Raw genomic sequence first — 14166 nt, forward strand, 5'->3', positions numbered from 1 at the left:
AGGATTTAGGCGAGGGGGCGAATGGGCTTCACTCTTATAAAGGTTAATCTAAATGGATGGTGCAATTATATACTTCTAACTCCCAGTCATTTTCTAGACTTTTAACTTTAGTAATGGATGTATTTTTAGGAGAACCTGCCATACTCGAATGCGGCACTAATTCTTTTAGAAGATGCTTAATAAATGAACCATGACTAACGATTAAGATGTTTTTGTCAGGATATTTATATGTCATTTCTTCAATGAAAGGTAATGCTCTTGCTATAACACTTTCAGCACTTTCGATTCCAAGATCAAGCTCTCTCCAGTCATTTCCCCACTTCGAAATTCGTTCTTCTTCCGTTGTTCCTTCAATTTGACCGCCGCTCACTTCACGAAGTCTAGCGTCCAAATGAATGTCTATATTTTCAATGCTTTTCCCTATTGCTTCAGCCGTTTGCTTTGCCCTCAGCAAATCACTAGAATAAATGAAATCCCAATTTTCTGTAGCTAAACGTTCCGCTAGTTTACGAGCATCAGAGAATCCATCTTGATCAAGTGGGATATCGGCATTCCCTTGTGCCCTTCCTTCTTTATTCCAATGTGTGCTGCCATGGCGAATGATTCCTAGTGTTGTCATTTTGTATTCTCCTAATCTGTATTATATTTCAATATAACATAAAATTCCCTTCAAAAGGTTGGTGTAATCTCTACTTCCGCATTCACTAATTCAATGACTTTGTTTTACAGAGGTAGATGTTCGGAAACATATAAATCTTTTACTGCGATTTATTTTTTAAATGATAGCCCTTTTTCTTCTAATGAAGTTCTCATAATAGGTAAGGAAGCTGGTCCGATACCATGCATTTTTAAAATTTCTTTTTCAGTGTACTTTGATAGTTCTTGCAATGTGTCAATCCCTTCGTGAACCAATGCATTTCTGGCGGGTGAACTGAGTTTCGAAAGGAAGCCACTTTTAGGCTTATTCTCTTTATCACAGGTAGGGCAACTTCGACACTCACTACTTTTGTAATACTTATGTCCCTTTTCACAAACCCTTAAACTTTTTTCTGCCGTCAAAATAACCCCTCCAAACAAATTCTGTCACTAATTATTATGTCGTTTGTTAACTTCAATCGTAATGAACTCCGGCAAATAGCTGGGAGTACATCCTTTTGCTACTATTTCGTCTTTGTAAAGACCCGTTTTCTCACCAAGTTTAATACAACGTGCACGGTTCTTTTCATCATAAACGCCTATCCAACCTGCGGTGAAATTCATAGCCCATTGAACTTCCGGTTCTTCCTGCGTAATATTAGCTTCTAATGTAGATAGCAAGTCTGCGGTGTTATCAGGCGGTGTTTGGCCAGTCCATCTCAATCGCCCTTGATAATACCAGAAAGCTCGCCTTTGAAGAGCATAAGGACTATTTTTCCATGACTCCATCAATGCAATATTCTTCTTGTCTTTGGTGAGCTGATTAGCCATTAACCAATCCATTAAGTTATTTCGCTCATCATAAGTGTGAATCTGCATATCCTTATCAAGTTTATTTAGCACATCTTGTGAAAGAAGTTTTTTGTCCATAATTAAGATTGCTAATAGTCTGGGCAAAAACTCTTCGGTTGACCAAAATTCCATAGCTAGTTCGTGATCTTTTTTAATGTCCTTCGCAATTTTTCGTAAGTCGCCTAGCTTAGTTTTACTATTGATCTGAGGTAGAATGTTTTCTGCTTTTGAAGAGCGTTTTATTTCTGTATCTTTTTTTTCATCCATTTTATATAACTCCTTTATTAAAGCATTGTTTCATAATATGTCCTTGACGGGATATATCAAGAACTTAATTTCGTTATACGTCTTATTGCAGTGGTGTGCCTCCAAAGTTTACTTTTTTTAATATTGTAGCATATATCGTATTAAAGCTTTCTCCACCTATAATAGAAGAGCAACCATCTTTAATATTATACTAACATTTACTTCCTTTTAATTGGATACGAAAAGAGCATTCCTTTTTAAAGAAATGCGCCCGTTTGTTGAAATGACCTCTTAAGGTTTTTGAATAAAAAAACACCCTTGCCACAAACATTGATGATGTGACAAGGGTTATTGTATATTATCCGATAGATCCTTCCATCTCGAACTTAATTAATGACTGTTTTTAAAGCTTTTTTAACGATTTCAGATGCCGTTATAAATAAACGCTTTATCTGTTTTGTTCCCAAAACCATTTTATACTTTTTCAATCTCCGTCGGCACAAAATCGGCACGTCAGATTCTCTTGAACTACTTCTTTCTATTAATATAGAAGATAAATTTTTATTAATCACCACGCATACCTTTGCACCTGACCTTCATCATACCATTTCTCTAAATAATATAAAATATCCTCTATTTTTGATTTTTATTAATTCTTTTAGTCGGGATTTTTTCATGCTGATTTTTCGCGTTGAAATGTCGCTGCTGCTGGTATCTGCTTTTGGCCACGACGATCATACTCAAGGGCGAAGGTCCAAGATTGAGGTTATGGCCACTTTTTCTTCTCTCCAGTTGAATAAATATAAAAAAGCCCCGCTCATCGCAGGACTAATCATTTACAGAACTAACTTTTAAAATGTCCATGAACGGCACTTTGGTTATCTCCCCAAATTTACCCTCCACATGAATCAACTTCGTCCGGCCATCCATCTTCGTGATTTTACCTTGCACCGGATCTTCCCTCTTCCAAACAGATAACACAACTTCTGTTTTTTCTGCAAATGCTTCGTTCAATTGATTCGCGATTTCCTCCAGTTCGAATTCGTCTCTCGTAGGGCGCTGTGGTTTACTTTTACTCTGAGTTTTAGATTTTGCTTTAGCCATGTTAATCCCCCTATTTCCTTCTATATTAATTATGCTCCTCTTCTACTTCTAAGCGGGCCAACAGAAAGAACATTGCTGACCTTGAAAGTTCGGTACTGCTTCCGCCAGTGACAGTATGCTTTAATAACATCGTCTTTAAAACTTACAACTGTGATGATCCGCTCGGTGACCTTGCCTTGATCGTTCATATAGTACATCCGCAGCGGCGTACGATTTTCTTTCGAACTCATCAGTAAAACTTTCATGTTGATCCCTCCACAAAGAACGTTTGTTCTTATTATATACGAATGTATGTTCTTTTTGAAGCAAAAAGAAAAACCTGGTCACCAATAAAGTGCCAGGGTAAATTGCTGCATGTATAGTTCAATTCCAAATGACCGAATGGTTTATATTTTATTTACGCTTCTTTAATGCTAAAACAATCGCAGTAACAGAAATACAAAACGCAACTACACTAATACCTATAGTAAGGCTGATCACTGTGCATCCCTCCTACGTTGTGTTATATTTATTTTAATGGATGGGTTTGGCGACTCTCACATCACCGCCCCCATCTTCGTTACTCTGACATCGGCTTATTCGTCGGTGTCTTTTTCGTTCATTTCTTTAGAAGCTAGAACGATTACTGCGCTTATCAAGTTTGTAAGTGCTGTTATGAGTAGTATCCATTCGGTCATTTCCCTCACCTCCTTATATTTATATTATACGATATCGCATAATGAATGTCAATGGTTTTGACTAAAAATATTTGATATCGTATAATAAATATTAGTTGATATGGAGGTGTTTTTCAGATGTTAACCATCAAACCTAGACTGAACTCTATTCTAAAAGAACGTGGTATTACTCAAATGAAACTAGCTGAAATGTCTGGAGTTCCACAGGGGTCAATTAGTCGATTCGATAAAAATAATCGCCATGAAGCAACGCACCTATTCGCAATTGCTCAAGCACTTGATTTAAGTATAGAGGATCTGTTTGAAGTAATTGAAAGCGAAGAGTGAGTTTTCGTAAAATAAAGTAAGAACAAGCCCTCATCCGATTAAGGACAGGGGCTTGTTCTTACTTATTGTTCGTGTTTAACCTTTTAAAAGTTGCGGTACCAACTATATTTTCTTTTTAATAAACTTGAAAATACGAACATTAACCTTCTTTAACATATATAACCCACCCAAATTCTTTCTTGATATTTTCCGCATGAAATTCAGCAACATTCTTTCCAGTAAAAGTGCCCGTATACAGCCTTAATGCTGGATTAAATTCAGTAGAGTCTGCTTTCTCGTAGATAGTCCAGTCAGGATATAGTGCTTTTAACTTATCCTTAGCCTTAGCTAATGATGCCGCATCTGCAAAAGCACCTGTTGCTAACCGATAGACTTTATCATCAATCGGACTTGGAGCTTCCACTGCGCCAGCAGCATGTCCATTCAAAAACCATTGTAGCGACTTAGATCCAGTAAGGTGGTTTAAATCTACATTTCCTCGCACACCTGCAAGTTGACCCGATTCGGTATATTGCCATAGATCGCATGAAAAAGCAGGCTTTTTTCCTCCATACCTCGGAATCCATACAAAATCAGCTTGGACTTTATCAGCTTGGAATGATTGATAAGTGTGGTGGCCAACATACAACCCAATCTTTTTTGCTCCCAGTCGCCGCAATTCATCAATAAATGCTTGTGTGCCGGCTCTCATATCGCCCATCGTTTTCACTTCAACATCAGCGACCCAAAACAGAGCATCTTTGTCACCACGTTCCCAGAAATCACGTGCTTCTACCTTAGCGTCGTTAATAGAAACAAAGCGACAAAAAGCATAGTTTCCGAATTTCACCCCATGTTTTTTAGCGCCAGCTACATAGTTTTGATACTGTCGATCAACAACCCGTGATCCATCTTGTACACGTAAAATGGCAAGAGATAATTCCTTTGATGCTTTATTCCAGTCAATAACACCTTGATGATGACTTAAGTCTGCAATTTTACTCATTACATATTTCCCCTTTCATTTTTACGTTTTTCAGCTCTACTAGCTTTAGATTCTAATTCAGATCCAACCCATTCAGTAATCTTTTCAAGTGCGCCGATCGGGACCCAATCGCACCATCCGGCACGAATAGCGTTTGCTGTCATCGATTGTAATACATGGTATAGAACTCCGAATGATAGCAAGCCAAATAAAATGCTAGGCAACGATAACGCCATGTCCAGTAAGTGACCACCAGCTGGTAACAAGGCAATAAAAAAAGTACGAAAGACACCGTCTAATCCGTACTTACTTGCATATGTGTTGTCTCTTTTAGAAGCTCTAGTGCCACTAAGCCAGTCCATAGCAATAAAAAACACTATGGCCAACATAACAGTTCTAACTGTTTCACCCTCGCCGTATAAACTTTCAAATAATGGTGTAAATAAAGCTCCCATTAAAGCCGCATAAATTCGTTGTACTTGATCCATTCTTTCACCTCATAATTTCAAATTAAAAAAGACCTGCATCAGCAAGTCTCAAGCTTTTCGTAGCATTAATTTGGATACCACCCATACAATCCCGCTTATTATAGTGAAAAAAGCAAAGAATGTACCTAGGTCTACACCTAGTTTAAAAAAAGCTTCTTCCCAATACTTATCGCCTGTTGCCATTGCGATTCCTGACATACCACCAAATATAACAATACCCGCAATACATGCAATTAACGACACCCAAAATGCGCCTGAAATAAAAGTTCGCAAACAATCACCGCCCACTATTGATAGTGATATTTTAACATCAATAGTTAATCTTGTAATCTCCACTTTGGTAAATAGTCACAGTCAATTGGTCGTTATTCGGATATTCATAATCATAGTCTGTGCCATGTACTGCCTTCTTCCATGTGCCCTTCATATCCATTTGGCTGATCAAATCATTGACTTCTACAACGTCCGTCACCTCCTCCATTGAAAGATGATACGCAAATCGCACTGTATTACTTGTTCCACGCAAAGCAGCCCATTCACTTGATGTAATTGCATTCAATACGGCAGGTGTTAATCCTTCTGTCTTTATATTGGCTAAATCAATTTCAATCCATGAACCCGAAGAACGCGTATACCAGGTTGTTCCGCTATCAAACGACACAACTGTTTTGACTGCTCCTTGTCCCGCTTGTGTGACATTCAAAGTAAATGAATCTATGTTTTCAACTGATCGGATATCTATATCTTTTGTCGGCAAAACAAGTTGATCATGTGGAATACCATTGATTTTGAGCGACCTATCAGCAGTTTCTTCATCTGTCCAGACTACTATTTCTATTTCACCAGTTAGTTGACTTAATGCTGACCAGCCAGGTACAGCGTCCATACCATCTGATTCAAATTGCGCTTGTGTAGGAGTGATAGTTGATACAGTTTGCCACTGATGATTAACGTACTTTTTATATTGTCCATCGTTTAAAATGAGTATCTTATGTCGCATACCTCTAAATGGGTCATATGGTTTTACTTCTCCACCATCTTCAATATCAAAAGCATCAAAATAAATCTTATCATTATCTTCCAGTCTAATAATTATTGAGTTTTCCAAATCTACATTTTCACCAGCATCATATTCAAAAGTACATACGAAATTTCTTACAATTGATGAATACTGAGATATAGCATGTTCCTCATTGTTCAATATTACTTTTATATCTTTTGAACGATCATTATAAGTTCTTGTTAACAACCTAAACTTACTACCAGTAAAATTGAATTTAACTTCCGAACCCATTGTATTAGAGAACTTATAACTACCTTTATAAGCTTCTTGATAAGTGACAGTTGACCAATTTCCAATATAAGAAATGTCTGGTTCACTATCATCTTTTCTAACCCATCCTTTTTCTGGATATGAGTAAGAATCCCCTACAGCCATCATCTTCACATCCTTTAGAATCGTTATTTTATTTCAATAGAATTAATCTCTTTAAAGTCATCAAGATTGATTTTTTTACGTAATAGTATTCCAACATCCGCCCACGTTACATCTTCTTTCATATGATACAAATAATAGTTTTTCAATTTCATCGAACCATCAAAAATAATATATTGCGACTCTTCAAAGTCTGATACGTCAGAGTTATCGAAGCCTATCTCAGTTTTAACTACATCTTGTGATCCTGCTGTCAATCTCAATACTTCAACAGGCGCTCTTAAAAAATTAGTTGTATAAGTGATACTAATGTCATAAGTTCTTGGTTCCGAAGGTATAGCAATAACACCTAGCTTTGTTACTTGCTGATAGTCTTGCATACCTCCACTTCCAGATCCACTGCCAATCATCACATATTCTGCCCCATTAAAATAATAGATTGTAGGCTTCCTACCATTTAGTTCATCATTTTCCACGACATACAATACATTGATTTGTCCTGTTGGTGGTAATAAATAACGACTATCAACAAATATTACTTGGTTAATGCCCGGTAAGTTCAGATAAAGATTGGCTTTAGTCATCTTTCCACCGCCTAATCATGCTTGATTTCAATAGAAAAAAATATTTCTTGTTGATCTGTTTGTCCACCCTGTTCAATCTTTATCCAAAATGGTACCGATGCTTGCCCCTGCAACTCCTGTATTGATAATATATCGCTGTAAATACCAGGAACTCCGGATTCATCTGCCGCTATATCCGCCCATTCATAACCAAATTCACTTAGGTATTGTTTCACCTGAATTTGTACATTTGTCACTACAAAAGAAGTAGGATTATATAGTTCAAGCTTTTCTTCTAATATTCCACTACCTATGTTTCCGATATCATTCGGATCAACTTCAGAAAGAGGCACACCGTCCTTCCTTAATTCTAAAAAGGATCCGTAATAGTAAACGTCACCTCCGGTAAATTTTGCCGTTTTTTCTCCAATTAAAATTGACCGTTCGTCGTATATCCTCAATATGCCGTCTGTAATCAAATGTGGCAGCGTAAATATAACCTTACCAGTTGTATCGGCAATTCCCGTCAAAATGGTGGGGCCTATGGTTAGTTCTGCCTTGTATCCTTCGTACAAATTCTTGACTTCTAACTTGTCACTTTTAGTGATAATAAATCGGTCAATAATAAACGGAACAAAGTCGCTTCCACTACCTTGTTTAACTATAAAGCCGATCTTAGAAAAGGGATAGGCGGCCGAGTCGATAAACTCAAAAGATTCATTACGCTTCATGTATAAGTCAAAAGCATTTTCATTTTTTATGATTTTAATATTTTCAAGATTTGCTAAGTTAGCATCTTCACTCTCTAACAATTCCGCTGTTTCGATTGAAGAATTAAATAATAATAAACCTGCACGATCATTAATAACTGTAGGTGTATAGTTAACTACTGCTTCAAAGGCCCCTGCCTCAGCTGGTATGTCACGTAAAATAGACACATCCCGTAAAAAAGAATGCGTCATCTTGAGAGAACCATTTTCTATTGTTGTGTTAGCCGGATCGGTGCTACTCCATTCAGGGCTAAGTGAATTAAATTGTTCGTCTAATATCAGCCCACTTGAATACTGATATATACGCATATTCCCCCTCCTATCGAGTTTTCTTGTTAAACCATTTACTGTACCAGTTAGCTCTAGCTGGTATAAGCCATATGCGTTTTTTCGTTTCTATTTCTTCTACTTTATCGATTGGGTCATCATTAATCATATCGGTCGGTATGTCACTAAGCCATTCTGATTCAGTGAGCTGGATAGCTTCTGTTTCAATGACTGAATTAGCAATGAGATTATCCAGGTCTTTTAAGGAAACAGAAACAACCGGACTCGATTTAAAATCGCCCGGCCCTGTGACAGTTGCGCTAATTTCAGTTTCACTATTTATCTCATTAGGACACTGAACATCTACATCAACTACTTTATAAATTAGCGAACTGTCGGCTACTACCATATCAGCTTTTAGTAAGTTATCAGATGATAATTGACTACCAACAACTAATTCAGATAACGTCACTGACTCAGAAATCATGGTTGTTTCTCTAGTTATTTCCGCATCAATTTCTACTTCACTTGAAATACTAAACAAATTGACTGTCTCAGCCTCGATCTTTGAAGAAAAGGATAATAAATCATGGTCCATCGAATTCATACTAATTATATTCTCTTGCAATGACAGGGTTTCAATTGTGGATTGAACCGATTCGATTTCTTCACCATCAGCTCTCAATGAATTGGGAACATAGAGATTTGATGAAACAATGATACGATCAGATTCATCCAACTCATGATCTTTTTCTATCCTTGCCTCATACTCTATTGATTTCGCCATGATAGCTTCATTTTTAACCTCATTTGCATCAATAGCGTATTGCTGGTTCCCATCAACTACTGCTGGTTCTGCATCAATTACTTTTTCTAAGGAAACGGTGTTAGTAATCCCATATAAAACGGCGTCCTTTATTCCGCTTTTATCGACTATAGTATCAAGATTAACCATTTCTATTTCGTCTGTGTCGCTACAATACACAAGGTTATCGCTCAACGTAATAGAAGTTTTCATATGATTATTTCCGTTTTCGGACGAATCACTATCAATTAAATATAACTGTACTTCACTAGATGCATAATTCAGTGTATCCAGTAGCACGCTGGCCGCGTCTATGCCATTATCTTTAGTTATACTGTTATCAATATCTATCACATCAGCAACACAAATAGAATCATTATGAACATCAGCGGCATCAATAATTATATTTTCAGCATATAAATCGCGCGTGATTAAGTCACTTGATTCTTGATCTGCTTTATTTGTAGCTAAATAATTTTCGATGTGTAAATGACTTTCTGGTGATCTGTTTTCTGCATCTAAAATACTGGCTACCGAACAGGATAAGTCAACGTTCTCTTCAGACGTCAAAATAAGCGTCTCCATCTGCTCGCAACCTTCTTTTAATACTTTCGAAGCTAAGATTATATCAACGTTATCAAAAAGTGAATCCGAGCAAAAATGAGACTCTTTAATAGTAATTGAACTAGAGAAGGCATCCATTTTTATTTCATCAGCAGTATAAGCATACAACACAAATCTCTCATCTCGGACTATATCAACCAGCAATGGAGTTTCACCAAGAGAGGAAGCATCTATATTCATTTTTACTGATGGATTAATGACCATTTCCGATTGCGATGACGCTACATTGATTTCCTCCGCATCATAGATAATTTCAGAGTTGAAAAATATAGCTGTCTCTTGAACTACAGAAGCATCGTATATAACTGGCAGCTCATAACTGGAATCTTTCTTTATAACCCTTGTATCGTAAGTCGGGATAATGTGCGTTGAATTGTTTTTAGTGTACATATCAGCAGCAATAACATCATGCGACTCCACAGATCGGCTTTGATCAATTAACAATGCTTCTTGAGTGTCTCTAACATTGCTTGCATCAACACTGGTGTTCTGGCCAACTTCCAAAAAGTCATTCGTTATTGAGATTCCACCGTCAGTTATTAATCGTGTATTAACATCAAAAGCAGCCCGGATATTTTTGATGTCTATTTCATGTGCATCTAATAGTTCTAAATCTTTTATAGAAGTTTCGTCCACTCGATAAGCTTCAATTACATCAACTTCATCTAACGGATAGTACGTAACGTCCTCAACTTCAATAACAACAGAAAAAAACTGTTGTACATTATCAGAAATAACAACAGCTTCAACCATCTCTGACATAGGGACTTTGAAAGGATATTCAATTTTTCTTGGAATGGAGTGTTTAGCAAAAAACGTATAGAACTTTCTTTCTTTAGGATGTTGACCGACTCTAAAAGAATATATACGTTTCATGCTAACACCTCATTTCATCATAAATTTTCTTTATAAACGCCCCACCCGATCGGATTATAAGGAGTTGCTTCATCTAATCGCATTGGTGTCTGCGGCGTCATAGCAAGATTAAACTGATATAATTCATGTACTGTATAAGAAGCTGTAATTTCCACCCCTGGTGCCGGTGCTGTAGTAAATTCCACCGCTTTATAGTCTGTATCATAGGCGAAATCTGTTTTCTCCATACAATCAAAGTAAATGAGCGGCTGTGCTTCCTGACATCGATGATAAAGGTGGAATACTTTTGTCTGGCCATCTCCAACTCCGATCACTTCATGTACTACCTGCTTTTCCACTTCGAGTTCTGCATCTTGTTCTAATCCTTTTGGATGCACCGCGTAAATCCCATCTAAGACGCCTACTTCTTTATCAAATGGATGCTTCACATACATAAAGGAATGATGGTATTTATCTGTATAAGCCGATGGTCCGTCACCAGTTTCAGGCTTATCGATCTCTTTAGCATGAGTAATGAATGCCAAGTAATGCCTTTGATAATAAGAACCACCAATCGTTTGATGCAAAGAAACAAATTCATTTCCATTGGTCGTATTTGGACCATAGTCCACCAGGGTGCCTCCAAGTTGTTTATCCTTTCGCCATTGACCCGTCACGCCACTTTTTGCTCCACCGATCAGCACAGTGTTCTGTCGTGGTTTTTTCCCACTATTATTGACTCGACCAAGATAAAGCGGCACATAATAAGCGTCATCCGGATTAGATGCAGCATCTACACGAAAGAACATAGCTAAACGATCTTTATTGATAGAACCCCATACTCGCAAAAGTGAATCCCGGCCAAATGACGAATTTAAATTATCCTCGTTAGTAAAAGTCATGACAGTTGGGATAGATGGCCGCTGATAAGAAGCAGCCGCAAATGCCATATGCCCCATTCCTTCTGCTGTATTCAATGTATCCGTGTCGTTTGTAACTAAATCGCCATAATCGTGTCCCTCAACCGGATTTCGTGCAGTGGTCACATCTGCAGTAAGTACAATTCCACTTCCAGGAGCTTCATAGAATGTTACAGTGCCGTCTGCATTGTTCACCACATAAGAAAGGTCATCCGCTTCGGTTGCCCCTTGATAAATCGTGACAGAACCTGGCTTGATATTCGTTTTTCTAATTGAAAAGATCGTTGTGCTTCCGTCTCCTGTGCCAATTGCTATGCCGGTTTCTGCTATATCAAATGAAACTGAATCAAACAAGAAGATTGAAAATGCATTCGTAGGTTCAAACGCTTTTGATGACAAATAACAAGATGCTTTAATCAAACCACTTGGAGCGGCTTTAAATGTAATAGCACGCCCCTTCGGATCAATCGTGTATTCAGTGTTTGCGATTTGTGTGCCGTTGACTGTTACTACCTCAGTACCTGGCAGCATGTATTCAGAAGGAAAATCAAAAATAGTTTGCATTCCATTTCCAACACCAACGACAGCAAGATTTGATGTCTCTGGAATAAATCGTCCATCTGGAAACGTCGGTTTATCTAAATCGTAGGCATGGATCAATCCGAATTTACGCTGTACCTTATCAGATCCTTCTGCTTCAAACAAACGGACCTCAGCATATTTTTTCCCACTCTTCGCACGATATTTCGCAAATTCCTTCCAACCAGCACTTTCAATAATACTTGCGAGCGTATTAGGAAAGCGTTGAAGCATCATTTTTTCATCAATCCACCGTGTTGTCATACATCATTCCTCCTTCTCGAAAATGCCGATTGCCATCGGTCTATAAGCAACAGATGGTCGTTTTGTAATTGGTGATACAGCGTCCACCACGAAATACTTATAAAACTCAAATACATCCGGGCAAGCTACTTTCTTTACCTTTAATCGCGTGTTATTTCTCGGCCCCACTGATTCAGCTAAGATCAAATTCTTCAAATACCCCCGTTGCCGCTCCTCTGGATGAATAACCATTGCTCGACTAACTGTAGCCTTTCCACTGTACGAACTTGTAGGTGGATAATTATATTCATCGTTCCCAGCGTTTTTCCATGCAGAAGGGAATTGACGACCTGAATCATCTTGCCGATCCGGCGGCATTTTTTCTGGTCCTGTATGTGAGGATAAGGAATACGCTTGATAATAAGCTCCTTGGATCGATCGTTTCACAATGATGTTATCGATCCCATTCCCCGGGTTTTGCGGGTATTTCTTTTTTGTCGGCATCAAAATTGACGTTTCATCGATAAACGGATTTGTGGCATCATATTTATATTTTCCGTCTGATACGGCGCTACCAGCAAAAAGAGACGCATGATCCTTATCGTTAGGATCCAACGGAACTAAGGAGCCAAAATACACTGGAATTAATGGCACTTGGTTTTCATCAAAGGCCGCTGTGCTATCCGCTCTAATTAATAAAGCAAGTGTTTCTTCGTTTATAAAACCTTCTACTTTGATTTTTGAATCAGGCCACCAGTTCGTGAGCCATCCATTATCCTCGGTACCAATGTTTCTAGTGGATACAGGCACCATAGGCGATTGCATGATTAAATGTTGTGCGTTTGATGGTAAATATTCATATCCATAACTAGTCTCCATTTTTCTTGGTTCATAATGGAGTAATTCAATATCTAGGACATCGCGAACATTAGCGGCAATTGATGGATAAACCACTTGTAAGTCTTCAGTGATCTCTGGAGCTTCCTTCAACATGTAAAAGTAAATTTTCGATGTATCAACTGCGTTTTCATCCCACTTCGAAAGCATCCATTCATGCAATTTTTTCCGTAAATCAATATCACTATGGAGAGCTACTTGATCAGGTACTTCTCCATCCTTAAACTGCGAAGGTAAGTCTCTCCATTTCAAGTCCGGCTCACATACTCTAGCGATCGCAAAGATGTCATCATGACTGTTTTTTATTAACGCATGATCTGCTATTTTTATGCGTAATGGCCGTTTGCTTGGCTCACTCCCTGGAGATGTACCGTAGAAAATGTCTGTAAATGCAAATGTCACTTTTTTAAATCGTTTGACTAAACTCCACCCATTAGAAGTAGCTAAATCAACAAAATCTGTTTGGAGTGTTTCTTCAGTAAACATTGTTTTCACATATGGCATATCCTCACTCCTAGTCTATTAAAAATTGATAGTTTACCCACACGCTTTTCGCACGCGCAGATTCGTTTTTATATCGTAATTCAATTTCATCACCTGGAAACAACTGATGTGCAACCATTAAAAAAAGCCCCTCTGGGAGCTCTTTGGTGTATACAGATTCAACTATTAATTCTCCATTTATCGCTAAATCCCAGTTATCCGTATCGTCGTAACGAGAGCAAGCGATTGCCACACTGATTAATTCCGATTCCCGATCTACTGTATGTGTATGGATAGCCGCTGGTGCACCTGCTGTCACTTCAACACGGATTCCTTTAATAAAAGGCTGTGCCTTAGTTGGAAAGAAAGGGGCATCCAGTCGGCCGCCGACTACATAGTTAGTTTGAAAACCTTGTGCCACGGTATCCCTC

16 protein-coding genes are annotated in these 14166 nt (G+C 38.1%); 1 reads left to right on the plus strand and 15 read right to left on the minus strand.

Annotated features, from left to right (window positions below):
- Positions 1 to 43: 43 nt before the first annotated feature.
- The 5 genes from ACSVDJ_RS14420 to ACSVDJ_RS14440 all read right to left on the minus strand — a co-directional run bounded on the left by ACSVDJ_RS14420 (position 44) and on the right by ACSVDJ_RS14440 (position 3083).
- Positions 44 to 619 carry a histidine phosphatase family protein gene (locus ACSVDJ_RS14420; protein ID WP_439166668.1) on the minus strand — a complete coding sequence of 192 codons (576 nt, stop codon included), beginning with the start codon at positions 617 to 619 and terminating at the stop codon, positions 44 to 46.
- A gap of 149 nt (positions 620 to 768) precedes the next feature.
- Complete coding sequence (locus tag ACSVDJ_RS14425) at positions 769 to 1059, minus strand: RNA polymerase alpha subunit C-terminal domain-containing protein (RefSeq protein ID WP_439166669.1); 291 nt, start codon at positions 1057 to 1059, stop codon at positions 769 to 771.
- A 27-nt stretch (positions 1060 to 1086) separates the two neighbouring features.
- Positions 1087 to 1755, minus strand: a complete 669-nt coding sequence (locus tag ACSVDJ_RS14430; protein ID WP_439166670.1) for a DNA alkylation repair protein — start codon at positions 1753 to 1755, stop codon at positions 1087 to 1089.
- A gap of 807 nt (positions 1756 to 2562) precedes the next feature.
- Positions 2563 to 2838 (minus strand): YolD-like family protein, encoded by a 276-nt coding sequence (locus ACSVDJ_RS14435; RefSeq protein ID WP_439166672.1) that lies wholly within the window; start codon positions 2836 to 2838, stop codon positions 2563 to 2565.
- A 29-nt stretch (positions 2839 to 2867) separates the two neighbouring features.
- Positions 2868 to 3083: a WYL domain-containing protein gene (locus tag ACSVDJ_RS14440; protein WP_439166674.1), complete on the minus strand. Its 216-nt coding sequence runs from the start codon at positions 3081 to 3083 to the stop codon at positions 2868 to 2870.
- Positions 3084 to 3632: 549 nt separating this feature from the next.
- On the opposite strand from ACSVDJ_RS14440, the gene ACSVDJ_RS14445 reads away from it, so the two are divergent.
- Positions 3633 to 3842 carry a helix-turn-helix domain-containing protein gene (locus ACSVDJ_RS14445; protein ID WP_439166675.1) on the plus strand — a complete coding sequence of 70 codons (210 nt, stop codon included), beginning with the start codon at positions 3633 to 3635 and terminating at the stop codon, positions 3840 to 3842.
- A gap of 139 nt (positions 3843 to 3981) precedes the next feature.
- Here ACSVDJ_RS14445 and ACSVDJ_RS14450 read toward each other — a convergent pair whose 3' ends face one another.
- Genes ACSVDJ_RS14450 through ACSVDJ_RS14495 form a run of 10 tightly spaced genes read right to left on the minus strand, consistent with a single transcriptional unit; the run spans position 3982 to position 14156 of the window.
- On the minus strand, positions 3982 to 4827 hold the full coding sequence (locus ACSVDJ_RS14450) for a glycoside hydrolase family 25 protein (RefSeq protein ID WP_439166677.1): 846 nt from the start codon (positions 4825 to 4827) through the stop codon (positions 3982 to 3984).
- Positions 4827 to 5294, minus strand: coding sequence for a phage holin family protein (locus tag ACSVDJ_RS14455; protein WP_439166680.1), 468 nt, complete (start codon positions 5292 to 5294; stop codon positions 4827 to 4829). The genes ACSVDJ_RS14450 and ACSVDJ_RS14455 overlap by 1 nt, the downstream gene beginning before the upstream one ends.
- A gap of 48 nt (positions 5295 to 5342) precedes the next feature.
- Complete coding sequence (locus ACSVDJ_RS14460) at positions 5343 to 5567, minus strand: hypothetical protein (RefSeq protein ID WP_518619146.1); 225 nt, start codon at positions 5565 to 5567, stop codon at positions 5343 to 5345.
- Positions 5568 to 5604: 37 nt separating this feature from the next.
- Positions 5605 to 6735, minus strand: a complete 1131-nt coding sequence (locus ACSVDJ_RS14465; protein ID WP_439166682.1) for a hypothetical protein — start codon at positions 6733 to 6735, stop codon at positions 5605 to 5607.
- Between the two features lie 20 nt (positions 6736 to 6755).
- Complete coding sequence (locus ACSVDJ_RS14470) at positions 6756 to 7313, minus strand: hypothetical protein (protein WP_439166683.1); 558 nt, start codon at positions 7311 to 7313, stop codon at positions 6756 to 6758.
- An 11-nt stretch (positions 7314 to 7324) separates the two neighbouring features.
- Entirely contained in the window at positions 7325 to 8371 is a 1047-nt protein-coding gene (locus ACSVDJ_RS14475) for a hypothetical protein (RefSeq protein ID WP_439166684.1), read from the minus strand.
- A 10-nt stretch (positions 8372 to 8381) separates the two neighbouring features.
- On the minus strand, positions 8382 to 10634 hold the full coding sequence (locus ACSVDJ_RS14480; protein WP_439166685.1) for a hypothetical protein: 2253 nt from the start codon (positions 10632 to 10634) through the stop codon (positions 8382 to 8384).
- Between the two features lie 17 nt (positions 10635 to 10651).
- Complete coding sequence (locus ACSVDJ_RS14485) at positions 10652 to 12376, minus strand: hypothetical protein (protein WP_439166687.1); 1725 nt, start codon at positions 12374 to 12376, stop codon at positions 10652 to 10654.
- A 3-nt stretch (positions 12377 to 12379) separates the two neighbouring features.
- The gene (locus tag ACSVDJ_RS14490) at positions 12380 to 13756 is read right to left on the minus strand and encodes a hypothetical protein (RefSeq protein ID WP_439166689.1); all 1377 of its coding nucleotides are present in this window, start codon (positions 13754 to 13756) and stop codon (positions 12380 to 12382) included.
- Between the two features lie 10 nt (positions 13757 to 13766).
- Positions 13767 to 14156, minus strand: coding sequence for a DUF8551 domain-containing protein (locus ACSVDJ_RS14495; protein ID WP_439166690.1), 390 nt, complete (start codon positions 14154 to 14156; stop codon positions 13767 to 13769).
- Positions 14157 to 14166 lie beyond the last annotated feature (10 nt).

Source organism: Bacillus sp. Hm123, assembly GCF_051842975.2.
Taxonomy (GTDB): Bacteria; Bacillota; Bacilli; order Bacillales; family Domibacillaceae; genus Bacillus_CE.